Annotated in this window: 29 protein-coding genes; 7 read left to right on the top strand and 22 right to left on the bottom strand. The window is 75.2% G+C overall.

The window, feature by feature from the left end; translation table 11 throughout:
- Positions 1-44 precede the first annotated feature (44 nt).
- From FHL80_RS08195 to FHL80_RS08185, 3 genes are all read right to left on the bottom strand, one after another.
- The gene (locus FHL80_RS08195) at positions 45-323 is read right to left on the bottom strand and encodes a hypothetical protein (protein ID WP_138732940.1); all 279 of its coding nucleotides are present in this window, start codon (positions 321-323) and stop codon (positions 45-47) included.
- On the bottom strand, positions 320-529 hold the full coding sequence (locus FHL80_RS08190) for a hypothetical protein (RefSeq protein ID WP_138732939.1): 210 nt from the start codon (positions 527-529) through the stop codon (positions 320-322). Before FHL80_RS08190 ends, FHL80_RS08195 begins: the two co-directional genes overlap by 4 nt.
- A 206-nt stretch (positions 530-735) precedes the next feature.
- On the bottom strand, positions 736-1,503 hold the full coding sequence (locus FHL80_RS08185) for a response regulator transcription factor (protein ID WP_138732938.1): 768 nt from the start codon (positions 1,501-1,503) through the stop codon (positions 736-738).
- Between the two features lie 380 nt (positions 1,504-1,883).
- On the opposite strand from FHL80_RS08185, the gene FHL80_RS08180 reads away from it, so the two are divergent.
- The gene (locus FHL80_RS08180) at positions 1,884-2,183 is read left to right on the top strand and encodes a WhiB family transcriptional regulator (protein WP_014742796.1); all 300 of its coding nucleotides are present in this window, start codon (positions 1,884-1,886) and stop codon (positions 2,181-2,183) included.
- Here the strand turns inward: FHL80_RS08180 and FHL80_RS08175 are convergent.
- The 3 genes from FHL80_RS08175 to groES all read right to left on the bottom strand — a co-directional run bounded on the left by FHL80_RS08175 (position 2,099) and on the right by groES (position 6,026).
- Positions 2,099-3,748: a diguanylate cyclase gene (locus tag FHL80_RS08175; protein ID WP_246078541.1), complete on the bottom strand. Its 1,650-nt coding sequence runs from the start codon at positions 3,746-3,748 to the stop codon at positions 2,099-2,101. The genes FHL80_RS08180 and FHL80_RS08175 overlap by 85 nt on opposite strands.
- A 213-nt stretch (positions 3,749-3,961) precedes the next feature.
- Positions 3,962-5,602 carry a chaperonin GroEL gene (gene groL / locus FHL80_RS08170; RefSeq protein WP_138732937.1) on the bottom strand — a complete coding sequence of 547 codons (1,641 nt, stop codon included), beginning with the start codon at positions 5,600-5,602 and terminating at the stop codon, positions 3,962-3,964.
- Positions 5,603-5,717: 115 nt separating this feature from the next.
- A complete protein-coding gene (groES, locus tag FHL80_RS08165; protein WP_014742799.1) occupies positions 5,718-6,026 on the bottom strand; it encodes a co-chaperone GroES in 309 nt (102 codons plus the stop codon).
- Between the two features lie 104 nt (positions 6,027-6,130).
- Here groES and FHL80_RS08160 point away from each other — a divergent pair, with 104 nt between their 5' ends.
- Positions 6,131-7,483, top strand: a complete 1,353-nt coding sequence (locus FHL80_RS08160; RefSeq protein ID WP_246078540.1) for a THUMP-like domain-containing protein — start codon at positions 6,131-6,133, stop codon at positions 7,481-7,483.
- A gap of 17 nt (positions 7,484-7,500) precedes the next feature.
- Here the strand turns inward: FHL80_RS08160 and tsaD are convergent, their stop codons facing one another.
- From tsaD to FHL80_RS08090, 14 genes are all read right to left on the bottom strand, one after another.
- Positions 7,501-8,535, bottom strand: coding sequence for a tRNA (adenosine(37)-N6)-threonylcarbamoyltransferase complex transferase subunit TsaD (gene tsaD, locus FHL80_RS08155; RefSeq protein ID WP_138732936.1), 1,035 nt, complete (start codon positions 8,533-8,535; stop codon positions 7,501-7,503).
- On the bottom strand, positions 8,532-8,978 hold the full coding sequence (gene rimI / locus FHL80_RS08150) for a ribosomal protein S18-alanine N-acetyltransferase (protein ID WP_342777328.1): 447 nt from the start codon (positions 8,976-8,978) through the stop codon (positions 8,532-8,534). Before rimI ends, tsaD begins: the two co-directional genes overlap by 4 nt.
- A 2-nt stretch (positions 8,979-8,980) precedes the next feature.
- The gene (tsaB, locus tag FHL80_RS08145; protein ID WP_138732934.1) at positions 8,981-9,607 is read right to left on the bottom strand and encodes a tRNA (adenosine(37)-N6)-threonylcarbamoyltransferase complex dimerization subunit type 1 TsaB; all 627 of its coding nucleotides are present in this window, start codon (positions 9,605-9,607) and stop codon (positions 8,981-8,983) included.
- Positions 9,608-9,618: 11 nt separating this feature from the next.
- Positions 9,619-10,074, bottom strand: a complete 456-nt coding sequence (gene tsaE, locus FHL80_RS08140) for a tRNA (adenosine(37)-N6)-threonylcarbamoyltransferase complex ATPase subunit type 1 TsaE (RefSeq protein ID WP_138732933.1) — start codon at positions 10,072-10,074, stop codon at positions 9,619-9,621.
- Positions 10,071-10,697 (bottom strand): uracil-DNA glycosylase, encoded by a 627-nt coding sequence (locus FHL80_RS08135; protein WP_138732932.1) that lies wholly within the window; start codon positions 10,695-10,697, stop codon positions 10,071-10,073. The genes tsaE and FHL80_RS08135 overlap by 4 nt, the downstream gene beginning before the upstream one ends.
- An 18-nt stretch (positions 10,698-10,715) precedes the next feature.
- Positions 10,716-11,918: an alpha/beta fold hydrolase gene (locus FHL80_RS08130; RefSeq protein WP_138732931.1), complete on the bottom strand. Its 1,203-nt coding sequence runs from the start codon at positions 11,916-11,918 to the stop codon at positions 10,716-10,718.
- On the bottom strand, positions 11,918-13,069 hold the full coding sequence (alr, locus tag FHL80_RS08125; protein ID WP_138732930.1) for an alanine racemase: 1,152 nt from the start codon (positions 13,067-13,069) through the stop codon (positions 11,918-11,920). The genes FHL80_RS08130 and alr overlap by 1 nt, the downstream gene beginning before the upstream one ends.
- 26 nt (positions 13,070-13,095) lie before the next feature.
- Positions 13,096-14,526, bottom strand: a complete 1,431-nt coding sequence (locus FHL80_RS08120; protein WP_138732929.1) for an NAD(P)H-hydrate dehydratase — start codon at positions 14,524-14,526, stop codon at positions 13,096-13,098.
- The gene (locus tag FHL80_RS08115) at positions 14,523-14,900 is read right to left on the bottom strand and encodes a holo-ACP synthase (RefSeq protein ID WP_138732928.1); all 378 of its coding nucleotides are present in this window, start codon (positions 14,898-14,900) and stop codon (positions 14,523-14,525) included. The genes FHL80_RS08120 and FHL80_RS08115 overlap by 4 nt, the downstream gene beginning before the upstream one ends.
- Positions 14,901-15,022: 122 nt before the next feature.
- Complete coding sequence (gene glmS, locus FHL80_RS08110) at positions 15,023-16,885, bottom strand: glutamine--fructose-6-phosphate transaminase (isomerizing) (protein ID WP_138732927.1); 1,863 nt, start codon at positions 16,883-16,885, stop codon at positions 15,023-15,025.
- Between the two features lie 58 nt (positions 16,886-16,943).
- The gene (gene glmM, locus FHL80_RS08105) at positions 16,944-18,287 is read right to left on the bottom strand and encodes a phosphoglucosamine mutase (RefSeq protein WP_138732926.1); all 1,344 of its coding nucleotides are present in this window, start codon (positions 18,285-18,287) and stop codon (positions 16,944-16,946) included.
- Between the two features lie 11 nt (positions 18,288-18,298).
- Entirely contained in the window at positions 18,299-18,718 is a 420-nt protein-coding gene (rpsI, locus tag FHL80_RS08100; RefSeq protein WP_138732925.1) for a 30S ribosomal protein S9, read from the bottom strand.
- Positions 18,715-19,158 carry a 50S ribosomal protein L13 gene (rplM, locus tag FHL80_RS08095; RefSeq protein WP_138732924.1) on the bottom strand — a complete coding sequence of 148 codons (444 nt, stop codon included), beginning with the start codon at positions 19,156-19,158 and terminating at the stop codon, positions 18,715-18,717. Before rplM ends, rpsI begins: the two co-directional genes overlap by 4 nt.
- A 175-nt stretch (positions 19,159-19,333) precedes the next feature.
- Positions 19,334-19,819 carry a beta-class carbonic anhydrase gene (locus FHL80_RS08090; protein ID WP_138732923.1) on the bottom strand — a complete coding sequence of 162 codons (486 nt, stop codon included), beginning with the start codon at positions 19,817-19,819 and terminating at the stop codon, positions 19,334-19,336.
- Between the two features lie 83 nt (positions 19,820-19,902).
- Here FHL80_RS08090 and moeA point away from each other — a divergent pair, with 83 nt between their 5' ends.
- From moeA to FHL80_RS08075, 3 genes are read left to right on the top strand one after another with little or no spacing between them, the layout of a single operon-like run.
- On the top strand, positions 19,903-21,108 hold the full coding sequence (gene moeA / locus FHL80_RS08085) for a molybdopterin molybdotransferase MoeA (protein ID WP_138732922.1): 1,206 nt from the start codon (positions 19,903-19,905) through the stop codon (positions 21,106-21,108).
- A complete protein-coding gene (moaC, locus tag FHL80_RS08080) occupies positions 21,105-21,593 on the top strand; it encodes a cyclic pyranopterin monophosphate synthase MoaC (protein WP_138732921.1) in 489 nt (162 codons plus the stop codon). Before moeA ends, moaC begins: the two co-directional genes overlap by 4 nt.
- Positions 21,590-22,084, top strand: coding sequence for a MogA/MoaB family molybdenum cofactor biosynthesis protein (locus tag FHL80_RS08075; RefSeq protein WP_138732920.1), 495 nt, complete (start codon positions 21,590-21,592; stop codon positions 22,082-22,084). The genes moaC and FHL80_RS08075 overlap by 4 nt, the downstream gene beginning before the upstream one ends.
- Before the next feature lie 177 nt (positions 22,085-22,261).
- On the opposite strand, the gene fdhD is transcribed toward FHL80_RS08075, so the two are convergent.
- Positions 22,262-23,110, bottom strand: a complete 849-nt coding sequence (gene fdhD / locus FHL80_RS08070; protein ID WP_246078538.1) for a formate dehydrogenase accessory sulfurtransferase FdhD — start codon at positions 23,108-23,110, stop codon at positions 22,262-22,264.
- A gap of 23 nt (positions 23,111-23,133) precedes the next feature.
- Here fdhD and mobA point away from each other — a divergent pair, with 23 nt between their 5' ends.
- Both mobA and FHL80_RS08060 read left to right on the top strand, forming a co-directional pair.
- Entirely contained in the window at positions 23,134-23,742 is a 609-nt protein-coding gene (gene mobA, locus FHL80_RS08065; protein ID WP_138732918.1) for a molybdenum cofactor guanylyltransferase, read from the top strand.
- Positions 23,743-23,751: 9 nt separating this feature from the next.
- Positions 23,752-24,414: an SDR family oxidoreductase gene (locus FHL80_RS08060; protein WP_138732917.1), complete on the top strand. Its 663-nt coding sequence runs from the start codon at positions 23,752-23,754 to the stop codon at positions 24,412-24,414.
- 30 nt (positions 24,415-24,444) lie between these two features.
- Here FHL80_RS08060 and truA read toward each other — a convergent pair whose 3' ends face one another.
- Positions 24,445-25,290: a tRNA pseudouridine(38-40) synthase TruA gene (gene truA, locus FHL80_RS08055; RefSeq protein WP_138732916.1), complete on the bottom strand. Its 846-nt coding sequence runs from the start codon at positions 25,288-25,290 to the stop codon at positions 24,445-24,447.

The following is a 25,290-nucleotide window of genomic DNA, read 5'->3' as shown; positions in this document are numbered from 1 at the left end:
CGAAGGACCCGCTCGGCGCGAGGTCGAGGCGCACCCGCCCCCCGTCACGGGGCACGCGGCACGGCACGGAGTGCCCGAGTCGCGGGCCCGGGTGAGGCGAGCTCGCGGCCGAGCCCGGCGGCGCGGAACCGGCGGCGATCCAGCGTCCCGCGCAGCTCCTCCGGGGTGACCAGCCCGCGCAGCAGGGCGGCGTCCAGGGCGACCACCGCCGGCAGCTCGGACCACTCACGGATCGTGTCGACGAGGGTGCGGGTCGGCGTCGTGAACCGGTGGCCGCCCACCTCGGTCACCTCGACGTCCGGGAGCTCGGCCCGGGCCCTCACGTAGCCGGGACCGCTGCGCCAGCGGTGCGGTCGACCAGCCGGACCTCCGGGGCCAGCCCGACCCGCAGGGGCAGGCGCCAGAGGCGGGCAGCCGTGCCATGGCTGAGCGCCGCACCCGGCCGGGCGAGCGCCGTCGTCACGACCCGGACGTCGAGATCGTGTCGCCGACCGTCCTCCTCCAGCACCGCGAGGTCGGCAGTGGTCACGAACGACCCCCGGCGCAGCCGGACCCATGGGCCGCGGACCGCCGTGGCACGGTCCACGAGCCGGGACGTGGACAGGCCGGCGTCCGGTGGACGACGGCCTGTCAGCGAGCGCTGGGTGTGCTGGAGCCGCCGCCTCGGCGGTGTAGCCGGGTCACGCCCCGGCTCGACGGTCGGCAGGGCGGCTCAGGCCCGTCGAGTGGGTCAGGTCAGGACATCATCCCGCGGCGGAAGCCGGTGGCGACCGCCTCGGCGCGGTCCTTGGCGCCGAGCTTGCGGAACAGCCGGCGGGCGTGGGTCTTGATGGTGTCCTCGGACAGGTAGAGCTCACGCCCGATCTGGGCGTTGCTCTTGCCCTGGCTCATGCCGGTCAGCACCTGCATCTCGCGCATGGACAGCGCGACCTGCGGCGTCTCGGGGACGGTCGAGCGGACCGTGGTCGGGGCGGCCGCGGCCAGCGGGCTGGCACCACCCCACGGCGAGGGGCCGGCCGGCGCGGCACCGCCACCGGCCACGGCGACGGCGTGCTGCGGGGCGCGCGGCACGGGGGCGAGCTGGGGGCGCCCGGTCAGCTCCGGGCGCATGCCGGTGCGGGACAGGCCGAGGCCGAGCTCCAGCGGGCTGGCGTCCCAGCGGAGGTAACCGCGGGCGCCGAGGGCCACCGCGGCGCGGACGGTCTCCGCGTCGTCGGGGGCGCCGAGCAGCAGCACCGGCAGCGAGGGGTGCGACCGCAGCACCTGGGTGGCGACGGACAGCCCGCTGTCGGTGGCGCGCTGGGTGCCCACGAGCAGGACGTCCGGGAGGCGGTTGTCCAGCCGGGTGCGCAGCGACACCGCGTCACCGACCGCCTCGACCCGGCTGACGAAGGGCAGTGCGAGCAGCCGACCGGCGACCTCGTCGCGGACCCGGCGTCGCTCGTCGAACACCCAGACCACAGTCCCGCCGTTGCCGTTGCCGCGCATCCTGTCCTCGATCACCGCTGCTCCCGTCTGCGCCGGCCGGGCCGGCGACGTACCGTCCGGGCGTCGCCCGGGCGGGTGCTGGGAACGGGACTGCCCCCGTGCCCAGGGGGTGCCGACGTCGACCGGTGTCCCGGACGGGTGTCGGGTGTCCCCCACCTCACCGTGGTCGGCACTCCCTGTGATCACCTTGATCCCCTGCGTAGCTGCTGGACAGCGGTCGTCACCCCGGCGGGTGAGGCCCGTGGGACCGGGACGGGGTGTGCCGACGGACAGGCACATCCGGCCGGTTTCCGCAGCACGAGCGCACAGGGTCGTGTTTGCGCCTCGTCGGCAGCGGGCATCGGCCCGGAAGTGACCGGGCAGACCCCCCGGTGCACCTGAGCCGAGGAGGTCCAATGGCTGACATCCGCCGACTGCCCAACCCCGTCGCCGAGGTGTGGGACTGGCAGTTGCACGGCAGCTGCCGGGGCGAGAGCACGTCGCTCTTCTTCCACCCCGACGGCGAGCGCGGGCCGGCCCGGGCTCGGCGGCAGGCAGCCGCCAAGGCGGTCTGCGGACGCTGCCCCGTCCTGGAGTCCTGCCTGCAGCACGCGCTGTCGGTCCGCGAGCCCTACGGGGTCTGGGGCGGGATGAGCGAAGAGGAGCGGGCACGCCTGATCGCCGCGGAGCCCGCGGCCATCGCTGCCGGGGTCTGAAGCACGAGGCAGGGAGCCTCCACCTGCCGGAGCACGCCGACCGTGCTCACCAGGCCCGCGCTGATGGTGACCGGCAGACCGGGCACCAGCTCGCCCCACGGGTGGGCGGCGACCGAGCGCCGGACGTCCTCCAGCTGCCGGGCCGCGGTGGCCGGATCGGCCCCCACCAGGACGAGCAGGAACTCCTCCCCACCCATCCGGGCCGCGAACGAGCCGCCGGCGTCGGCCGCCGGCGTCGCCTGCTCGAGCAGGTCGGCGACGATGCGCAGCACCTGGTCACCGACGTCGTGGGAGAAGGTGTCGTTGACGCGCTTGAAGTGGTCGAGGTCGAGCAGCGCCACGGCGATGGCCTCCTCCGTGCCGGCGATCGCCTCCAGCAGCCGGGGGAACTGCTCGTCGACGAAGCGCCGGTTGTAGAGCCCGGTCAGCGGGTCCCGCAGCGAGAGCTCGCGGTAACGGCGGCTCTGCCGGCGCGCCTCGGTGGTCTCGTACATCGCCTGCAGCGCCCGGGCGCGCGCGTCGCGCTGGGCGGACTGCAGGTCCAGCGCCTCCTGGGAGTAGAGCTTGTGCTCGGCGAAGGCGGCCTCGAAGTGCCCCCCGGCCGCGTGCAGCTCGGCCTGTTCGCGGCGGGCCCGGACCCGGATGGAGGTGAGGCCGTTCGCCTCGCACCGGCGGACGCACTCGTCGAGGGTCTCCTGGGCCTGGGCCACACGCCCCTGGCGGCGCTGGACCTCGGCCAGGGTCAGCAGGAAGTCGGCGCCGGCGTCGCCGTCCGGGGAGGCGTCGAGGAGCTCCGGACTGCGTCCGGGCAGCAGGACCGCCTCGGCTTCCGCCAGCCGGCCCAGCCCGATGAGCGCCCGGGCCACGGTGTCCAGCTCGCCGATGCTCAACGCGACACCGTGCTCGCGGGCGAGGGTCTGCAGCCGGGTGGCGAGGCCGAGGGCGGTCTCGAACTCCCCGGCGAGCATCTCGACGTAGGAGCGGTTGTTGAGGACCAGCAGCTGCCGTTCGACGTCGCCCTGCTCCTCGGCCAGCTGCAGCACCTCGACGTAGCGCTCGCGCGCACCGCGGTCGCCCTGCAGCCCCAGGCAGTCCGCCATCCGGGCCAGGTGGTCGATCCGCAGCGCCGGCACCGCGTCCTCGTCGAGCAGGTCGATCGCCTGCACCGCGTGCTCCAGCGCGGCGGACAGGTCGCCGAGCTCCTGGAACACCGCGGCGAGCAGGTGGTTGCTGCGCGCCAGGAGATGACGGGAGTCGTGGTCCGCTGCCCAGCGCCGGACGTCCTGGGCGACCCGACCGGCCTCGGCGACGTTCCCGCGTCGGCGCACCAGGTCTGCCTGCACCAGTTGAGCGCGCAGCTCGAACTCCACGAGGCCCAGTTCGCGGGCGGTGGTCAGCGCCTGCTCGGCCCGCTCGGCCGCGGCCGCGGCGGCGGAGTCGAAGCGGGAGAAGGACTCCAGGTCGTCCAGGATGGCGGACAGCGCAGCGACGGCGGTGTCGCTCACCGCCGGCACCGTCCACAGGGTCGGCACGCTGCGGTCACCGACCTCTTCGTCCTGCTTCACACCGACCACATCGGCACAGGATCGGACAACTTGAGCCTTGCAGCACAGGGGGTCTCACCCCAGGGGTGAGCCGGTGACCTGCACCGGGACGGACCTGCCCCCGCCGCCCTGAGGCGACGGGGGCAGGAGCCCGGTCACGTGACGTGCCGGAACGGCCCCGCTGCAGGGTCCCGCCCCGAGCGTGCGAGGGGTGGGGGCAGCGGGGTCCTTCCGTCAGTGGCTGTGCCCGTGCCCGTGCGAGTGGCCGTGGGTGTGGTGGCCACTGCCGTCGGACTCGTCCTCCGCGGGCTTGTCCACGATCGCCGAGTCGGTGGTCAGCACCATCGCGGCGATCGACGCGGCGTGCGCCAGCGCGGCCTTGGTCACCTTGACCGGGTCGATGACGCCCTGGGCGGCCAGGTCGCCGTACTCCCCGGTGGCGGCGTTGAAGCCCTGCCCGATGCCGAGCTCCCGCACCCGGCCGACGACGACCGGGCCCTCGAACCCCGCGTTGGAGGCGATGAGGGACAGCGGCGAGTCGATGGCCTTGCGGACCGACCGGGCCCCGACCAGCTCGTCGCCGGCGAGGTCCAGGGAGTCGATCGCCTCGGCGGCGTGCACGAGCGCGGAGCCACCCCCGGGGACGACGCCCTCCTCCACCGCGGCGCGGGTGGCGGCGATGGCGTCCTCGATCCGGTGCTTCTTCTCCTTCATCTCGACCTCGGTGGCCGCACCCACCCGGATGACCGCGATGCCGCCGGCCAGCTTGGCCAGCCGCTCCTGCAGCTTCTCGCGGTCCCAGTCGGAGTCGGTGTCCTCGATCTCGCGACGGATCTGCGCGACCCGGTCGGAGATGCCCTCGGACGTGCCGCCGCCGTCGACCAGCGTGGTGTCGTCCTTGGTCACGCTCACCCGGCGGGCGGTGCCCAGGACCTCGAGGCCGACGTTCTCCAGGGAGAGGCCGACGTCCTCGCTGACCACCTGGCCGCCGGTGACGACGGCGAGGTCGGCCATGAACGCCTTGCGCCGGTCACCGAAGTACGGCGACTTCACCGCGACGACCTTGATGGTCTTGCGGATGGAGTTGACGACCAGGGTGGACAGCGCCTCGCCCTCGACGTCCTCGGCGACGATCAGCAGCGGGCGGCCACCGGTCGACAGCACCTTCTCCAGCAGCGGGAGCAGGTCGGCCAGCGCGCCGATCTTGCCCTGCACCAGCAGCACGAGGGCGTCCTCGAGGACGGCCTCCATGGACTCGGAGTCGGTGACGAAGTAGGGCGAGAGGTAGCCCTTGTCGAACTGCACGCCCTCGGTGACGTCGAGGTCGGTGTCCATCCCGTTGGCCTCTTCGACGGTGATGACGCCGTCCTTGCCGACGCGCTCGAACGCCTCGCCGATGAGCTCACCGACGGTGGCGTCCTGGGCGGAGATGGTGGCGACACCGGCGATGGCGCTGCGGTCGTCGACCGGGACGGCGACCTTGTCCAGCGCCTCGTGCACGGCGTCGACGGCCGCGCGCATGCCGCGGCCCACGGTCATCGGGTTGGCGCCCGCGGCGACGTTGCGCAGGCCCTCGTGGACCAGCGCCTGGGCGAGCACGGTGGCGGTGGTGGTGCCGTCGCCGGCGACGTCGTTGGTCTTGGTGGCGACGTTCTTCGCGAGCTGGGCGCCGAGGTTCTCGTAGGGGTCCTCGAGCTCGATCTCACGGGCGATGGTCACGCCGTCGTTGGTGATCGTCGGGGCGCCGAAGTTCTTGTTGATGACCACGTTGCGCCCGCGGGGGCCGAGGGTGACCTTGACGGCGTCGGCGAGCTTGTCGACGCCGCGCTCGAGGGCGCGCCGGGCGTCCTCGTCGAACAGGATGATCTTGGCCATTGCCAGACCTCTCGAGAGTGGTTCGGGGAGTACGGGGGGCAGACGACCACCGCCCCGGGACCCGGTGGTTCGGGTCGCCGGGGCGGTGTCGTGCTGGTTCAGCGGTGGAGCGAGGTCACTTCTCCACGACGGCGAGCAGGTCGCGCGCGGAGAGGACGAGGTAGTCCTCGCCGCCGTAGCGCACCTCGGTGCCGCCGTACTTCGAGTAGATGACCACGTCGCCGACGTTCACGTCGAGCGGGACCCGGTTGCCGTTGTCGTCGACGCGGCCGGGGCCGACCGCGATGACGGTGCCCTCCTGGGGCTTCTCCTTGGCGGTGTCCGGGATGACCAGACCGGAGGCGGTCGTGGTCTCGGCCTCGTTGGCCTGGACCACGACGCGGTCCTCGAGCGGCTTGATGTTGACCTTGGTAGCGGTCGTCACGATGTGACGCCCCCTTCGGTGTCGACGGACTGGTGAGGTGGTGCTGATGCTGTGGCACGGGGGTCGGACCTGCCGTCGCGGGGGTCAGGTCCAACCCGTGTCGATTGGCACTCTACCCACGTGAGTGCCAGCTGCTCAACCGGGTCCCCGGCGCCGTCCTCCACCTGATGGGCCAGGCTGTGCAGGTGCCCGCCGCCGACTCCGGAGCCCCTGTGCAGGCCGCCGAGACGGTGCGCCAGCTGCAGGCGCTGGCCACCCCCGCCGGCCGGGCGGCGCTGACCCGGGCCGCGGAGCTGCTGGCGGCACGCACCGACGCCGTCACGGCGCTGGCCCGGCTGCGCGGCGAGGTCGGCGTCGAGCTGGCCGGTCCGGCCTGGGGCACGGCCCGGCAGCGGGAGAAGGCCCGGCCGGCGTTCGGCGCCGACACCGACCGGCTGCTGTTCACCGGCGACACCCTCGAGCAGGCCGGTCGTCCCGTCCTCGCCGACCGGCGCGCCGCGCGGCTGCTCGCCGCCGGTGCCGCGTCGGTCGCCGACCTCGGGTGCGCGGCGGGCACCGACACGATGGCGCTGGCCCGGGCCGGCGCCCGGGTGGTGGCCGTCGACCGGGACCCGGTCGCCCGGGAGCTCACCCGGCTCAACACCGCCGCACTCGGGTTCACCGACGTCGAGGTGCGCGACGCCGACGTCGTCGACCTGGTGGCCGCGGCCGAGGGCGGCCGGGTGGCCGGCTGCGACGCCGCCGTCCTCGACCCCGCCCGCCGCGCCGGCGGCCGTCGCCTCCTGGACCCGGACCGGTGGTCACCACCGTGGTCGACGGTGCAGCACCTGCTGGCCACCGTCCCGCAGACCGTGGTCAAGGTGGCGCCGGGGCTCGACCACGACCGGGTGCCGGCCGGTGTCGAGGCGGAGTGGGTCTCCGTCGGCGGCTCGATCGTCGAGGCGCTGCTGTGGGGCTCCGCGCCGTCGGCCACCTGGCGCCGGGCGACCGTCGTCGGCCGGGACGGCGTCGTGCACGAGCTGACCGCCGACGCCGACCCGGGTGGCGCCCCGGTCGGTCCGGTGCGGGGCTGGCTGCACGAGCCCGACCCGGCGGTGATCCGGTCCGGCCTGGTCGCCGTCGTGGCCGTAGAGCTGGGTGCGACGCTGGTCGACCCGACGATCGCCTACCTGACCGGCGACTCCCCCGCCGTCCCCCCGTGGGTGACCTCCTACCCGGTCACCGACGTCGTCCCGTTCAACCTCAAGAAGCTCAAGGCGCTGCTCCGCAGCCGGGGCATCGGCCGGGTGACGGTGAAGAAGCGGGGCTCCCCCATCGAGCCGGAGACCCTGGCCCGGCAGCTCCGCGGCCCGGGCGGGGCGACGGCGGTCGTGGTCGTCACCCGCGTCGCCGGCGCCCCCACCGTGCTGCTCTGCCAGGCCCCGTCCAGAGGCTCGCCCCGAGCTTGCGAGGGGTGAGGGGGACGGGGCCTGCTTCAGCGGGAGACGACCTCGATCGGCAGAGAGCTGTCCGCGCCCAGGTCGACGTCCGAGGGCGCGACGCCCGCCTCGACCAGCCGGGAACCCAGCGCAGCCACCATGGCGCCGTTGTCGGTGCACAACCGCCGGCTGGGCACCCGCAGCACGATGCCGGCGGCGTCGCAGCGTTCCTGCGCCAGCGCCCGCAGCCGCGAGTTCGCCGCCACCCCGCCGCCGATGACGAGGTGGTCCACGCCGTGGTCGCGGCAGGCCCGCACCGCCTTGGCGGTCAGCACGTCGACGACCGCCTCCTGGAACGCCGCGGACACGTCGGCCACCGGCACCGGCTCGCCGGCCCGCTCCCTGGCCTCGACCCAGCGGGCGACCGCCGTCTTCAGGCCGGAGAAGGAGAAGTCGTAGGTCGCGTCCCGCGGGCCGGTCAGGCCGCGGGGGAAGGCGATGGAACCCGGGTCGCCCTCGGTGGCGGCGCGGTCGATGTGCGGGCCGCCCGGGAAGGGCAGCCCCAGCACCCGGGCGACCTTGTCGAAGGCCTCCCCCGCGGCGTCGTCGATGGTGCGGCCGAGCTCCTGCACGTCCTGGGCGAGGTCCGGCACCAGCAGCAGCGAGCTGTGCCCACCGGAGACGAGCATGGCGATCGAGGGCTCGGCCAGCCGGCCGTGCTCCAGCTCGTCGACGGCGACGTGCGCGGCGAGGTGGTTGACCCCGTACAGCGGCACGTCGAGGGCGAGCGCGTAGGCCTTGGCCGCCGCGACGCCGACCAGCAGCGCCCCGGTGAGCCCCGGTCCGGCGGTCACCGCGATCGCGTCGACGTCGCCGAGGCCCACCCCGGCGTCGGACAGCGCCTTGTGCACCGTCGGGACCATCGCCTCCAGGTGCGCCCGGCTGGCGATCTCCGGGACGACGCCGCCGAAGCGCTCGTGCTCGGCCATCGACGTCGCCAGCGCGTCGGACAGCAGCGTCTGCCCGCGCACCAGGCCGATCCCGGTCTCGTCGCAGGAGGTCTCGAACCCCAGCACCAGTGGCCGGCTCATGACCGCAGCACCTCCCGGCGCATCACGACGGCGTCCTCGCCGCTCAGCGGGTAGTAGCTCGGACGGACGCCGATGGGGGTGAACCCGCGCCGCCGGTACAGGCGCTGGGTGGCCTCGTCGGTGGCGCGGACCTCCAGCAGCACCACCGGGGTGCGCCGGTCGGCCTCGGCCAGCAGCGCGTCCAGCAGCGTCCCGCCGATGCCCTCGCCCTGCCGGGCGGTGGTGACGCCGATGGTGGCGATGTGCGCCTCGTCCGGATAGGCGATGAGCCCGGCGTAGCCGACCACCTCGTCCCCGTCGACGGCGACGAGGTAGCGGCGGGTGTCCCGCAGCCCCAGCTCCTCCAGGTACATCGACCGGGTCCAGGTGTCGGGTGCGAAGAGCTCCTCCTCGAGCCGCATCACCGTGCCGAGGTCGTCCCGTGTCATGGGTCGCAGCGTCACGGTCACCGGCTCACCGCCTTGCGCGCGGCCGGCGGGACGGCGTCCGGACGGCGCAGGTACAGCGGCTCCAGCGGCGCGGGCGGCCGGTCGAACTGCGGTGCCGCGGCGCGCAGCAGCCCCGCCGTCGTCACCTCGGCCGCGGCCACCGGGCGGCCCAGCCGCTCGGCGAACCGGACGTCGCCCACCACCGGCTCGGTCACCGGGGCGTCCTCGGGCCGGTCGACGCCCGGTCCGGCGGTCCGCTGGCCGTCGGCGTCGTAGACGGCCCAGTGGACCTCCTTGCGCCGGGCGTCGGTGACCACCGAGCGGGCGCCGTCGCCGATCGCGTCCAGCGAGCAGACGCCGTGGACCGGTCCGGCGACGTCCCCGAGGGCGGCGGCGGTCACGATGCCCACCCGCAGGCCGGTGAAGGGGCCGGGCCCCAGCCCCACGACCAGGGCGCCGAGGTCGCGCGTGCGCACGCCGGCCTCGGCGAGCACCTCGCGGATGGTGGGCGTGAGCAGCTCGGCGTGCCGGTTGCCCGACGGGAGCGCGCGCTCGGCGAGCACCTGCACGCCCTGATCGGCCGACCAGCGCGCCACGCCGGCGACGAGGGTCGGGGTGGCGGTGTCGAGGGCGAGGACGAGCACGACTCCCCAGCCTAGGCCGCGTCGGCCAGCCGCTGCTCCCAGCCGGGGCCCATGGGCACGAGCCGGGCGGTGCGGACGTCGTCGTCCCGCCGGTCCAGCTCGACCACGAGGTGCTCGTCGGCGAGCTGCTCGACCAGGCCGTGCCCCCACTCCACGACGGTCACCGCCTCCTCGGTGGTGGCGTCGAGGTCCAGGTCGTCGACGTCGGCCATGCCGGCCAGCCGGTAGGCGTCCACGTGCACCAGCGGGACCCGGCCACCACGGTGCACCCGGGCCAGCACGAACGTCGGCGAGGTGACCGGCCCCCGCACGCCCAGGCCGGCCCCGATGCCCTGGGTCAGCGCCGTCTTCCCGGCACCCAGCGGACCGGCCAGCACGACGAGGTCACCTGGGCGCAGCAGGGCGGCGAGCTCCCGGCCGAACGCCTGGGTGTCGGCGATCGTGGGCAGCTCGCGGTCGCGCCTCACAGCGTCCCGGCCACGGCGGTCAGGTCGGCGAGCAGGGCGGCGCGCGGGGCACCGTTCGGCCCGAACCGGATCGCCGCCGACGGGTGGTAGGTCGCCCAGACCGCCCGCCCGTCGACCTCGTGCGGCCGGCCGCGCACCTCGGCCAGCTTCGTGCGCGGACCCAGGAACCACTTCGCCGAGGACAGCCCCAGCGCCACCACCACCCGGGCGTCCAGCAGCTCGAGCTGGCGGCGCAGCCAGCCGCTGCACCGGGCCACCTCGGGCGTCTTCGGCGTGCGGTTGCCGGGCGGCCGGCACTTCACGATGTTGAGGACCGCGGCCTGACCGCGGTCCAGCCCCGCCTCGGCGAGCAGCTGGTCCAGCAGCGCTCCGGACCTGCCGACGAACGGCCGGCCGGTCTCGTCCTCGGTGGCGCCCGGCGCCTCGCCGATCAGCACCAGCCGGGGCCGGCCGCCGGTCGGGACGTCGCCGACGACGACGTGCTGCCGGGTCGCGGCGAGCTCCGGGCAGGCGACGCAGGACCGGGCGACCCCGGCCAGCGTGCCCCAGTCCGGTGCCGCGGCAGCGGTCCGGGCGACCTGGCCGGCGGCGGCGTCGAGCGGGGGCGGTCGGAGGGCGGCCACCCCCGCACCTTACGGCGGTCAGCTGGACCGCACGGACCCCCGCTCAGCAGCGACCCGGCGGAGCAGCTCCGACAGCGCGGCGGTGACCTCGGCGGGCTTCTCCAGCAGCACCAGGTGCCCGGCGCCGGGGACGACGACGAACTCCACCGGAGCGTCCCCCGCCCGCCCCAACTGACCGACCAGCTCCTCGCTGTGCGCCGCCGGGATCATCTTGTCCGCGTCACCGGTGAGCACCAGGGTCGGCACCCGGCGCAGCGGCTCGATCGCCCCGCTGGCGTCCAGGCCGGCGATGGCCGGGTACAGCTCGGCGATGACGTCGACCGGCGTGCCGCCGATCATCGCGTCGACGTAGCGCCCGAGCGCCGGGTCGACGTCGGTCGAGGAGAACGACAGCGACCAGGTGGCCGCCGAGACGATCCCCTTGGCCAGCTTGCGGGTGTGCTCGGCGAACACCGGACGGCGCCGCATGGTCCAGGCGGCCACCGGCAGCACGGCGGCACGCAACCGGGTCAGCAGCTGCGGGAGGCCGAAGTCGAGGTCGGCGAGGTTGCCGCTGGAGGTGGAGACCAGCGCGACGCCGGCGATCCGGGTGCCGAAGAGCTCCGGTCGCCGCTGCGCCAGGGTCAGCACGGTCATGCCGCCCATCGAGTGCCCGACCAGCACCACCGGCCCGCGCGGCACGCGCGCGTCGAGCACCGTCTCCAGGTCGGCGGCCAGCTGGTCGATGGTGGCGTGCGCGGCGTCGCCCCGGCCGGAGCCGCCGTGCCCCCGGTGGTCGTAGAACACCAGCCGGGCGCGGGGGCGGTGGCCGTTGGCGGTGGCCACCTCGGCGGCCAGGTCGCGGCGCTGGAACGTCCAGGACGCCATCGACAGCGCGTAGCCGTGCACGAAGACGACGGTCAGCGGGGCGTCGAGCGGCCCGATCTCCTCGACCGACAGCAGCACCCCGTCGTCGGCCTGGACCAGCGCCGTCCGGTCGGCGGTGCGGCTCGCGGTGCCCAGCGGGTCCTGCTGGCGCAGCTCACCGGCCGGCACGGCGGCGATCGGCCGGCCGTCGTCCCCTTCCTGTCCGGCGAGCTGGTTGGCCCGCACCGCGGAGGTGGCCGAGCGGGTGACCGCCACCCCGACGGCCGTGCCGGCGGCGGCCAGGCCGACGGCGGCACCGATCAGGCCGGCGGTGCGGCCGAGGTGGTGGTCGACGCGGCTCCCCGTGCGGGCCATCAGGCGAGCCCCGCCGTGCCGACGTGGCGGCGGCGGAAGCGGCCACCGACCCGGGTGACGAGCTCGTAGTGGATGGTGTCCAGCACGTCGGCCCACTGCTGGGCGGTCGGCTCGCCGTGGTCACCGGCGCCCCACAGCACGACCGCGTCGCCGGGCGCGATCGGGTCGTCGCCGACGTCGAGCACGAACTGGTCCATGCAGACCCGGCCGGCGATGGTCCGCTGGGCACCGGCGGCCAGCACGGGGGCCCGGTTGCCGGCGGCCCGGGGCACGCCGTCGGCGTAGCCGACCGGGACCAGCGCGAGCGTCGTCCCCGCGCCCGTCGCGTAGGTGTGGCCGTAGGAGACGCCGGTGCCGGCGGGCACCCGCTTGGTCAGCGCGACCCGGGCCTGCACGGTCATCGCCGGGCGGAGGCCGTACTGCGCGGGGTCGCCGCCCAGCGGGTCCAGGCCGTAGACCGCGACCCCCGGGCGCACCATGTCGTACCAGGTCCCCGGCAGCGCGATGGTGGCCGCGGAGTTCGCCAGGTGCCGGCGGGCCTCGGTCAGGCCGGCCCGCCGGGCGAGCGCCACCGCCTCCTCGAACACCCGCACCTGGGCGCCGATGGTCGGGTGGGTGGGGGCGTCGGCGTAGGCCAGGTGGCTCCACAACCCGGTGATGGTGACCTCACCCCCGGACTGGGCCCGGGCGGCTGCGGCCACCAGGCCGGGCCAGGCCTCCGGGGTGGCGCCCTCACGGGAGAGCCCGGTGTCGGCGAACAGCTGGACCCGGGCGGTGCGGCCGGTGGCCCGCGCCGCGTCGACCACCTCGGCGAGGGCCCACTCGGCGTTCACCGACAGCTCGACGTCCGCGGCCAGCCCGGCGGCGTAGTCCTCCCCCGGCGCGTGCTGCCAGGACAGCAGCGGTGCGGTGACCCCGGCCGCGCGCAGCGCCAGGGCCTCCTCCAGCACCGTCACCCCGAGGGCGTCGGCGCCCCCGGCGAGCGCCGCCCGGGCGGCGGGGAGCAGGCCGTGCCCGTAGGCGTCGGCCTTGACGACCGCCATCAGCGGGCGGTCCACGCGTTCGCGGAGCGCGGCGGTGTTGGCCGCGATCGCGTCCAGGTCGACGACCACCTCGGCCCGGCTGTCGAGCCCCTGCTGCACCTGTGTCACGGCCCCACTCTCCCAGGCGGCCGGGATCAGCCGGCGGCGCCGCGCAGCCGGGCGAGCGTCCGTGGCAGGGACCGGACCAGGTCACCGGCGATCAGCGGGCCCTGCTCGGCGGCCAGCTGCCCGGCCCTGCCGTGGACGTGCGCGGCGACCGCCGCCGCCTCCGCGGGGTGCAGCCCGGCGGCCAGGAACGCGCCGAGGACGCCGGCGAGCACGTCGCCGGTGCCGGCGGTGGCCAGCCACGAGGTGCCGGTGGCGTTGACGTAGGTGCTGCCCCCGGCGTCGGCGACCACGGTGGCGTCGCCCTTGAGCAGCACCGTGCAGCCGAGTGCGCCGGCCCCGCGGCGGGCGGCGGCGACCCGGTCGGTGCCCACCTCCCCGAAGAGCCGGGCGAACTCCCGGTCGTGCGGGGTGAGCACGGTCGGCGCCGTCCGGTCCCCCACCAGCGCGGGGTGCCGGGCGACCAGGGTCAGCGCGTCGGCGTCGACGACCACCGGGAGGTCGGTGGCCAGCACCTCGGCGAGCACGCTGCGGGCGGCGTCGTCGGTGCCCATCCCGGGTCCGACGACCCAGGCCTGCACGCGGCCGGCGGATCCCGGCCGCCCGGAGGTGACCAGCGCCTCGGGCCAGGCCGCCGTGACGCCCTCGGCGGCGGTTCCGGCGTAGCGGACCAGGCCCGGGCGGGCGCGCAGCGCGGCGCCGGTGCAGAGCACGCCGGCGCCGGGGTAGGTGGCCGAGCCGGCGACCACGCCGACGACGCCGCGGGAGTACTTGTCGTCACCGGCGCCGGGTGGGTCCAGGTGGACGGCGACGCCGGCGTCGGTGAGCTGCTCGGCGTCCGGCGCGGGCAGGTGCGGTCCCAGCCCGATGTCGACCACGTGCACGGTGCCGGCGTACCCGCGGCCCGCGCCGACGACGAGCCCGGTCTTCACCGCGCCGAAGGTCACCGTGTGCTGGGCGGGGAACGCCTCGCCGGGCACGTCCCCGGTGTCGGCGGCGACACCGCTCGGGACGTCGACCGCCACCAGCAGGCCGGGCCCGGCCACCGCGGCGTGCACCAGCGCCACCGCGTCGTCCCGCAGCCCACCGGAGCCGCCGATGCCGACGACCCCGTCGAGGACCAGGTCGGCCCGGGCGAGGGCCTCGGCTCCGCCGAACCGGCCACCGGCCCGCCGGAGAGCGGTCACGCCGGCGGCGTGCGCACGCTCGGGGGCGAGCAGCACGGCCGTGACGTGCGCCCCGCGGGCGGCGAGGACGGCGCCGGCGAACAGCGCGTCACCGCCGTTGTCCCCGGACCCGACCAGCAGCACCACCCGGACGCCGTGCGCGCGGCCCAGCAGCTGCAGGCAGACCGCGGCCAGCCCGGCGGCCGCCCGCTGCATGAGCACGCCCGGGCGGAGCCCGGCCATCGCGGCCCGCTCGGCGCCGCGCACCTGGGCGGCGGTGAACAGCCCGGTCACGGTGTGCCGCCCTCGGCGATCACCACGGCGGAGGCCAGGCCGCCGTCGTGGCTGAGGGACACGTGCCAGGAGGTGACGCCGAGCTCGGCGGCCCGCTCGGCGACGGTGCCGCGGACCTCCAGGTGCGGCCGCCCCCGCTCCCCCACGACCACCTCGGCGTCGTGCCAGAGCAGCCGGCCGGGCGCGCCGAGGGCCTTGGCCAGTGCCTCCTTGGCCGCGAACCGGGCGGCCAACGACTCACCGCTGCGCTCGCTGCCCGACGGGGTGAGCTGCTCCGTGGCGGTGAACAGCCGGTCCCGCAGCCCCGGCGTCCGGACCAGCGACGCAGCGAACCGCTCGACCGGGCACACGTCGATCCCGACCCCGATGATCACGCCGCCAGTCTGCCTGGTCGTCGTCCCGCCGTCCTCCCGCACCAACGACCGTCCTCCCGCACCAACGCTGGTGCAGGGGGACGGCCGGTGATCAGGTCACCTGGTCGAAGCCGGGGCCGTGCTCATTCCACGGTGACGGACTTGGCCAGGTTGCGCGGCTGGTCGACGTCCAGGCCGCGGGTGGCGGCGATCTCGCAGGCCAGCACCTGCAGCGGAACGGTGGTGACCACCGGGGCCAGCAGGGTCGGCGTCCGCGGCACCCGGATGAGGTGGTCGGCGAAGGGCACGACGTCCTCGTCGCCCTCCTCGGCGATCACGATGGTGCGCGCCCCGCGCGCCCGCACCTCCTGGATGTTGCTGACCACCTTGCCGTGCACCGACTCGCGGCTCAGCGGCGACGGGACGACCACCACGACCGGGGTGCCCTGGTCGATCAGCGCGATCGACCCGTGCTTGAGCTCGCCGGCGGCGAAGCCCTCCGCGTGGATGTAGGCCAGCTCCTTGAGCTTCAGCGCACCCTCGAGGGCCACCGGGTAGCCGACGTGCCGGCCGAGGAAGAGCAGGGTGTCCTCGGTCGCCAGGGACCGGGCGAGCTCGCGGACCGGCTCCATGGTGCCGAGCACCTCGGTCACCTGCTCGGGCAGCGCACGCAGGTCGTCGACGATCGCGGCGACCTCGTCGGCGTACTTGACCCCGCGGACCTGGGCGAGGAAGGCGCCGACCAGGTAGCAGGCGACGACCTGGGTCAGGAACCCCTTGGTCGAGGCGACGGCGACCTCGGGACCGGCGTGGGTGTACAGGACGGCGTCGGACTCCCGCGGGATGGTCGAGCCGTTGGCGTTGCAGATGGCCAGCACCTTGGCCTTCTGCTCCTTGGCGTGCCGCAGCGCCATCAGCGTGTCCATCGTCTCGCCGGACTGGCTGACCACCACGACCAGCGTGGACCGGTCCAGCACTGGGTCGCGGTAGCGGAACTCGCTGGCCAGCTCGACCTCGACCGGGATCCGGGTCCAGTGCTCGATGGCGTACTTGGCGATCAGCCCGGCGTGGTAGGCCGTGCCGCAGGCGACGACGAAGACCTTGTCGACGTCGCGCAGCTCCTGCTCGGTCAGCCGCAGCTCGTCCAGGACGAGCGCGCCGGTGTCGCTGAGCCGGCCCAGCAGCGTGTCGGCGACCGCCTTGGGCTGCTCGGCGATCTCCTTGAGCATGAACCAGTCGAAGCCGTCCTTCTCGGCGGCCGCGGCGTCCCAGTCGACGCTGTACGCCGTGGGCTGCACGACGGTGCCGGTGAAGTCGGTGACGGTCACCCCGCGCTCGCGGTGCAGCTCGACCACCTGGTCCTGGCCGAGCTCCAGGGCGTTGCGGGTGTGCGCGATGAACGCGGCGACGTCGGAGCCGAGGAAGTACTCGCCGTCACCCACGCCGACGACCAGCGGGCTGTTCCGCCGGGAGGCGACCAGCGTGTCGGGCTCGGCGGCGTGCGAGGCGACCAGGGTGAAGGCGCCCTCGAGGCGGCGGCTGACCGCGCGCATCGCCTCGGCCAGCCGGCCCGGCCCGGCCGGCGTCCCGGCGTACACCGCCGCGAGCAGGTGGGCGACCACCTCGGTGTCGGTCTCGGAGGAGAACTCGACGCCGGTCGCCTCGATCTCGGCGCGCAGCGGGACGAAGTTCTCGATGATCCCGTTGTGGACGACGGCGACCTGACCGTCGGCCGACACGTGCGGGTGCGCGTTCCGGTCGGTCGGGCCACCGTGGGTCGCCCAGCGGGTGTGCCCGATCCCGATCGTCGAGGCCGGCAGCGCCTCCTCGACGAGCACCTTCTCCAGGTTGGCCAGCTTGCCGGCCTTCTTGGCGGTGCTCAGCCGTCCGTCGGACAGGACGGCGACGCCGGCCGAGTCGTAACCCCGGTACTCCAGTCGGCGCAGGCCCTCCAGGACGACGTCCAGGGAGTCCTGCGGACCGACGTAACCCACGATGCCGCACATTCGCCCGACGATACCGGCGGTTGGGGGGTCACAGCCTCACACGATGGGGTGGAGGTGGTCACCTCGTGGCGGCGACGACCTCGGCCAGCCGCGCGGCGACGGCGTCGGCCTGCTCCTGGGTGGGGGCCTCGACCATCACCCGGACCAGCTGCTCGGTGCCCGAGGGGCGCAGCAGCACCCGGCCGGTGTCCCCGAGCTCGGCCTCGACGTCGTTGACCGCCGCGGCGACCTCGTCGCTCGCGGCGACCGCGAGCCGGTCGGTGACCGGCACGTTGACCAGCGTCTGCGGCAGCCGGTGCACCACCGAGGCGAGCTCGGCCAGCGAGGCGCCGGTGGCGCTCATCCGGGACAGCAGCGCCAGGCCGGTGAGCAGCCCGTCGCCGGTGGTGGCCCAGTCCAGGAAGACGAGGTGACCGCTCTGCTCGCCGCCGAGGGACAGCCCGCGGGAGTGCAGCGCCTCGAGCACGTAGCGGTCGCCGACCGCCGTCGTCTGCACCGCGATGCCGGCCTGCCGCATCGTGTGGTGGAAGCCGAGGTTGCTCATCACGGTGGCGACGACGGTGTCGTCGGTGAGGTTGCCGCTCTCGTGCAGTGCGAGCGCGCAGATGGCCAGGATCGCGTCGCCGTCGACGACGTCGCCCTGGGCGGTGACGGCCAGGCAGCGGTCGGCGTCGCCGTCGTGGGCGATGCCGATGTCCGCGCCGTGCCGGGCGACGGCCTCCTTCAGCGGACCCAGGTGGGTCGAGCCGATGCCGTCGTTGATGTTCCAGCCGTCGGGCTCGCCGCCGATGACGTGCACCTGGGCGCCGGCCCGGCGGTAGACCTCGGGGGCGGCGCGGAAGGCGGCACCGTGCGCGCAGTCGACGACCACGCGCAACCCGCGCAGCGGCTCGCGCAGCGCCGACAGCACGTGGGCGGTGTAGTCCTCGGCGGCGCCGTCCAGGTCACGGACCCGGCCGATGCCCGCGCCGGTCGGGCGGTGGTCGATGCCCTCGCGGCCGGCGATGCGCTGCTCGATCGCGGCCTCGACGGCATCGGGCAGCTTGTGCCCGCCCCGGCTGAACAGCTTGATGCCGTTGTCGGGCATCGGGTTGTGGCTGGCCGAGATCATGACGCCGAGGTCGGCCTCGGTGCGGCCGGTGAGGTGGGCGATGGCCGGCGTGGGCAGCACGCCGGCGCGCAGCACCTCTGCCCCGGCGCTGGCGAGGCCGGCGACGACGGCCGCCTCGAGCATCTCCCCGCTGGCGCGGGGGTCACGGCCGACGACCGCGACGGGACGCGAGGTCCCGTCGCGGTCGGCGAGCACGCTGGCAGCCGCGCGGGCCACCGAGAGCGCCAGTTCCGGCGTCAGGTCGGCATTGGCCAGGCCACGGACGCCATCGGTCCCGAACAGGCGACCCACAGACGTACCGGTCAGCGCTTGGAGTACTGAGGCGCCTTGCGGGCCTTCTTCAGCCCGTACTTCTTGCGCTCGGTGACACGGGGGTCACGAGTCAGGAAGCCGGCCTTCTTCAGCGCCGGGCGGTCGTCGGGCTCGACCTCGATGAGCGCGCGGGCGATCGCCAGGCGCAGCGCACCGGCCTGGCCGCTGACGCCGCCACCGTGCAGGATGCCGACGACGTCGTACTGCTCGCCCTTCTCCAGGATCACGAACGGCTCACGGATGAGCTGCTGGTGCACCTTGTTGGGGAAGTACTCCTCGATGGTGCGGCCGTTCAGCGTGAACTGGCCGGTGCCGGGGATGAGACGCACCCGCACGATGGCCTCCTTGCGGCGGCCGACGGTCTGGATGGGACGCCCGTCGGCGTCGGTCACGGTCAGTGCGCTGGTCACTGGGCCACCTGCTTGATCTCGAAGGTCTGGGGCTGCTGGGCGGCGTGCGGGTGCTCAGGCCCGGCGTAGACCTTGAGCTTGGAGAGCATCTGCCGGCCCAGCGTGTTGTGCGGCAGCATCCCCTTGACGGCGCGCTCGACGACGCGGTCGGGGCGGGTCTTCAGCTCGTCGCCGACGTTGATCGCGCGCAGACCACCCGGGTAGCCGGAGTGGCGGTAGGCGACCTTGACGTCCCGCTTGGAGCCGGTGAGGGCCACCTTGCCCGCGTTGACGACGACGACGAAGTCGCCGGCGTCGACGTGCGGCGCGAACTGGGGCTTGTGCTTGCCGCGCAGGAGGATCGCGGTCTGGCTGGCGAGTCGACCGAGCACCACGTCGGTGGCGTCGATGACGTGCCAGGCCCGGGTGATCTCACCGGGCTTGGGGGAGTACGTGCGCACGAGGCTCACTGTCCTTCGTCGTCGTCTGGCGGGCGGCTGGTGGAGTCGCCTCACCGAACACGGGAGACGTGAGGCAGCCCGATCAGATCGAGGGCCCCGGGCACGCGCGCACCAGCCGGCGTCGCGCACCAACCGAGCACGATACCAGTCGAGGGACCGCGTCCTCCGCGCCCCGTCAGGCGATCTCTCGGAGCCGACCGGTGGCGACGTCGTAGACGGTGCCGCGCACCTCGTGCGACAGCAGGTAGGGGCTCTCGCGGACCAGCCGCATGGACTCCCGGACGTCGGCGTCCACGTCGGTGAAGGTGCGGGTGGCCCACGGCGGGCGGCGGCCGGTGGCCCGCTCGACCGTGTCGGCGAAGGAGACGTCGTCGGTGGTCTGCAGCCCGCAGTCGGTGTGGTGGACCAGGACGATCTCGCGCGTGCCGAGTGCGTGCTGGCTCAGGGTCAGCGACCGGATGACGTCCTCGGTGATGACGCCGCCGGCGTTGCGGATGACGTGCGCGTCGCCGATGTCCAGACCCAGCACGCCGAACAGCGGGATCCGGGAGTCCATGCACGCCACCACGGCGACCTTCCGCGCCGGGCGGACCGGCTTGCTGCCCGGGAACTGCTCCGCCCACCGCTCGTTCGCCTCGAGCATCCTGTCGATCTCGGCCACGTGTCCTCCTCGCCGTGTCTGTTCTGCGGGGACCTTAACGGGCGGCTGCGGTCGACCCCGGGCCGATCGGCCAGGATGGGGGCGTGCGCACGGTCGAGGAACACCAGGCGGTGGTGACCGGGCTGCTCGCCGCCCTGCCGGTCCAGGACGTCCCGCTCGCGGCGGCGGCCGGGCGGGTGGTCGCCGCCGACCTGCCCGCGCTGGTCTCGCTGCCCGGCTTCGCCAACTCCGCGATGGACGGCTACGCCGCCCGGCACGCCGAGGTCGGGACGGCGAGCGAGGCAGCACCCGTCCGGCTGCCCGTCGGCGCCGACCTCCCCGCGGGGCGCACCGACGTCCCTCCCCTGCTCCCCGGCACGGTGCACCGGATCATGACCGGCGCGCCGCTGCCCGAGGGCGCCGACGTCGTCGTCCCGGTCGAGCGCACCGACGGGGGCACCGACGTCGTCACCATCACCGGCTCACCGGAGGTCGGCACCCACCTGCGGCACGCCGGGGAGGACATCCGTGCCGGTGACCTGGCGCTGCCGGCCGGGACCGCGCTGGGCGCTGCGCAGCTCGGCCTGGCTGCGGCCGTGGGGTACGCGTCGGTGCCGGTGCGCCGGCGCCCCCGGGTGCTGGTGCTCTCCACCGGCAGCGAGCTGGTCGAGCCCGGCCGGCTGCTGCAGCCCGGGCAGATCTACGAGTCGAACTCGGTGCTGCTCGCCGCCGCGGTCGCCGACGCCGGGGGCGAGGCCCGCACGCTGCACTTCGTCCCCGACGACGTCGACCAGTTCCTCGCCACGGTGCGCGCCGAGCTGGCCGGCGCCGACCTGCTCGTCACCAGCGGCGGCGTGAGCGCCGGCGCCTACGAGGTGGTCAAGGACGCCTTCCGCGAGCTGGGCACCGTGGAGTTCACCAAGGTCGCGATGCAGCCGGGCGGACCGCAGGGCGCGGGCACCGTCGACGGGGTCCCGGTCGTCACCCTGCCGGGCAACCCGGTGAGCTCGTTCGTCTCCTTCGAGGTGTTCGTGCGCCCGGCGCTGCGCCGCGCGCTGGGCCACACCTCCCCCGACCGGCTGCGCACCACCGCACGGCTGACCACGGCGTTGCGCTCCCCCGCCGACCGCCGGCAGTTCCTGCGCGGCCGCTTCGACGGCGAGGTCGTCACCCAGGTCGGCGGGCCGGGGTCGCACCTGGTCGCCCACCTGGCGCGCGCCAACTGCCTGGTCGTCGTCCCCGAGGACGTGACCGAGCTGCCCGCGGGCGCCGAGGTCGTCGTCGTCCTGATCGAAGGAGCACTCCAGTGACCACCTCCCCCGACGGCCAGGCACGGCTGACGCACGTGGACGAGACCGGCGCCGCCCGGATGGTCGACGTCACCGCCAAGGCGGTGACCGAGCGGGTGGCGACGGCGGCCGGCCGGGTGCTGGTGAGCCCGGAGGTCATCGGGTTGCTGCGCGGGGCGGGCGTGCCCAAGGGCGACGCGATCGCGGTGGCCCGGATCGCCGGGATCATGGGCGCCAAGCGGACGCCGGACCTCGTGCCGCTGTGCCACCCGATCGCCCTGCACGGGGTGACCGTGGACCTCGTGGTCGCCGACGACGCCGTGGAGATCACCGCCACCACCCGGACCGCCGACCGCACGGGGGTGGAGATGGAGGCGCTGACCTCGGTCGCCGTCGCCGGGCTCACCGTCATCGACATGGTCAAGGCCGTCGACCCGCGGGCGGTCATCACCGACGTCCGGCTGCTCAGCAAGTCCGGCGGCAAGAAGGGCGACTGGGTCCGGTGAGCGAGCTCCCCGCCGACGCCCGCGCGGTCGTCGTCACCGCCTCCAACCGCGCCTCGGCCGGGGTCTACCCCGACCGCAGCGGGCAGGCGCTCGCCGGGGGGCTGCAGGCCCTGGGGTTCACCGTCGACGGCCCGCACGTGTGCCGGGACGACGTCGACGCGCTGGTCGAGGTGCTGCGCGAGGCGGTCGCGTCCGGCGCGGACGTCGTCCTCACCACCGGCGGCACCGGGCTCTCCCCCACCGACGTCACGCCCGAGGCGACCCGCGCCGTGCTGGAGCGGGAGGCCCCCGGCATCGCCGAGGCCGTGCGCCGGTACGGCGAGCCGACGGTGCCCACGTCGGTGCTGTCCCGCGGCACGGCCGGGACGGCGGGCCGGACGTTGATCGTGAACCTGCCCGGGTCCACCGGCGGCGTCCGCGACGGCCTGGCGGTCCTCGGCCCGCTGCTCCCGCACGTGGTAAGCCAGCTCCGCGGCGGCGATCATGCTTGATGGCGATCCTCCGGATCGCAGCGCGGCCAGGTGCCGTCCCGTGCTGCGCTGAGCCGTTGCCCGCGATCGCAGCGGGAGCCTCCGGCCCCGCGCTGCGCTCCCGGACCGTCCTGACGGACGGGGATCCGCACTCGTCCCCGGCTCAGCCCGTCCCTCACTCAGTCCGTTCCCGGCTCGCTACTCGGGCAACTCGAGGCGTTCGGGGTGGGTGTAGACGTTGCAGCCGTCGCCGCGGAGGAAGCCGATGAGGGTGATGCCGACGTCGGCGGCCAGCTCCACCGCGAGCGAGCTGGGCGCGGACACCGCGGCCAGCACCGGCACCGCGGCCATCGCCGCCTTCTGGGTCAGCTCGAACGACGACCGCCCGCTCACCATCAGCACGTGCCCGGCCAGCGGGACCCGGCCCTCGCGGACGGCGTCGCCGACGACCTTGTCCACCGCGTTGTGCCGGCCGACGTCCTCCCGCAGCGCGACGAGGTCGCCGGCGGCGGTGAACAGGCCCGCGGCGTGCAGCCCACCGGTCTTGTCGAAGACCTGCTGGGCGGCGCGCAACCGGTCGGGCAGCGCGAGCAGCGTCTCCAGCGAGAGCCGGGTGTCGTCCGCCCGGACGTCGTAGGCGGTCCTGGTGCGGATCGCGTCGATGCTCGCCTTGCCGCACACCCCGCAGGAGCTGGAGGTGTAGAAGTTCCGGTCCAGCGCGGTGTCCGGGGCCTCGACGCCGGGGGCCAGGTCGACGTCGACCACGTTGTAGGTGTTGCGGCCCTCGTCGTCGACCGAGTTGCAGTACCGCAGCCCGGCGATGTCGGCGGCCGAGGCGATCACCCCCTCGGTGGCCAGGAAGCCGTGCACCAGGTCGAAGTCGTCACCCGGGGTGCGCATCGTGACGGCGAGCGGCGTGCCGCCGAGCCGGATCTCCAGCGGCTCCTCGGCGGCGACCGTGTCCGGACGTCGGGTGTGCACGGGCCCACGGATGCGCAGCACCGGGGTGCGGCTGGTGACTCTTCCCACGTCGCTGACGGTACTCACCGGTAGCGCCCTACCGTTCCGGCATGAGCTCGCTGCCGCCGTTCGCCGCGGTCGTCCTGGCCGGCGGCCGGGCAGCCCGGCTGGGCGGCCGGCCGAAGCCCCAGCTGGAGGTCGGCGACCGCACCATGCTCAGCAGCGTGCTGGCCGCCCTGGACGGCGCCGGGCCCCGCGTCGTCGTCGGCCCGCCGCAGCCGCTGCCGGCGGGCGTGCTGCTGGTCCGGGAGTCCCCGCCCGGCGGCGGGCCGGTGCCGGCGCTGGCCGCGGGTCTGGCCGCCGCCGGGGACGCCGAGGTCGTCGCGGTGCTCGCCGCCGACCTCCCGTTCGTGACCCTCGACGTGGTGACGGCCCTGCGCGAGCGGCTGACCGGCGACGGCGTGCTGGTCGTCGACGACACCGGCCGGGACCAGCTGCTGCTCGGCGTCTGGCGCACCGCCGTGCTCCGCGCCGCGACCGCCGGCGCGCGCCCGCACGCTCCGCTGCGCGGCGTCCTCGCCCCGCTGGCGGTCCGCCGCTACCGGCCCGCGGTGCGGGCCGGCGTGCCCGCGCCGTGGACCGACTGCGACACCCCGGCGGAGCTCGCCCGCGCGCGGGCGGCGGCCACCGCCCGACTGCCCGGGCGCGCACAGGAGTAGACAGCCCCCATGCGCGTCGTCATCGCAGGAGCTCATGGCCAGGTCGCCCGCCGGTTGGGCCGGTTGCTCAGCAGCCGGGGCGACTCCGTCGCCGGCATCGTCCGGAACCCCGAGCACCGCGCGGACCTGGAGTCCGACGGCGTCGAACCGGTCGTGCTGGACCTGGAGCAGGCGTCGGTCGAGGACGTGGCCGCCGCCGTCCGGGGAGCCGACGCGGTGGTCTTCGCGGCGGGCGGCGGACCCAGCAGCGGGATCGAGCGCAAGCACACCGTCGACCGCGGCGCGGCGCTGCTGCTGGCCGACGCGGCGGAGGCCGCCGGTGTCCGCCCGTACCTGCTGGTCTCCTCCATGGGCGTCGAGCAGGCCCGCCAGGGCACGCCGCGGGGCATGGACCCGCAGTTCGCCGCCTACCTGCAGGCCAAGCTGGCCGCGGAGGACCACATCCTGCCGCGCCCCGCTCTCGACACGACCATCGTGCGCCCGGGCGGGCTGACCGACGACCCGGGCACGGGCCGGGTGACGCTGCGGCACGGCGTGGAGCGCGGGCAGGTGCCGCGGGACGACGTGGCTGCCGTGCTGGCCGAGATCCTCACCGCCGGGAAGTGGGGCGAGGTCGTCGAGCTGGTCAGCGGGGACACCCCCGTCGCCGAGGCCGTCGCCGCCCTCCCCTGATCGCCGTGTCGGCCAACATGGCCCGGGGGGTCACGCTCGCTTGGCGCGGGTGACCAGGGAGCGGGCGGCCAGTTCGTCGTCCGGCGGGTAGTCGACCCGGACGAGGGTGAGTCCGCCGGCCGGCGCGACCGGGACGTCGTTGGCGCGGGAGGTCATGGTCAGCAGCGAGGCGGGCCAGCCGGCCGGACGGCGCCCCTCGCCGACCGCGATGAGCGCCCCCACCAGGCTGCGCACCATCGAGTGGCAGAACGCGTCGGCCGAGGCCCGCACCTCGATCACCGCATCCTCCCGGCGCACGTCCAGGTCGAGCAGGGTGCGGATGGTGGTGGCCCCCTCCCGCCGGCGGCAGAAGGCGGCGAAGTCGTGCTGGCCGAGCAGCAGCGCCGCGGCCACCCGCATCGCCGAGGCGTCCAGCCGGCGCGGCCAGGCAGCCGTGTCCGCCCGGCGGAGGGGCGGCGGCCCGGAGTCGGCGTCGGTCAGCCGGTAGACGTAGTGCCGGGCGAGGGCGGCGAAGCGGGCGTCGAACTCCGGGCGGACCACCCGGGCGCCGGTGACGGCCACGTCCGGCGGCAGGACGCCGCGCAGCCGCCTCAGCAACCGGCTCTCGTGCGCCGCGAACAGCTCGGTCGGGAGGTCCGCGTGCGCGACCTGACCGACGGCGTGGACCCCGGCGTCGGTGCGCCCGGCGACGGTGAGGTCCACGTCGTGCCGCAGCACCGTCGCCAGACCCAGCTCCAGCTCGCCCTGGACGGTGCGCTGTCCGGGCTGGCGGGCCCAGCCGTGCAGCGCCGTGCCGTCGTAGCTGACCTCCAGCCGGACGCGGACGAGCCCGCCACCGGTACCGGTGGCGGGCTCGTCGACGTGCGGGTGCTCCAC

The organism is Modestobacter excelsi (assembly GCF_005930495.1).
GTDB lineage: Bacteria > Actinomycetota > Actinomycetes > Mycobacteriales > Geodermatophilaceae > Modestobacter > Modestobacter excelsi.
Note: the sequence above shows the minus strand (reverse complement) of the source record. Positions and strands in the feature narration are given on the sequence as shown.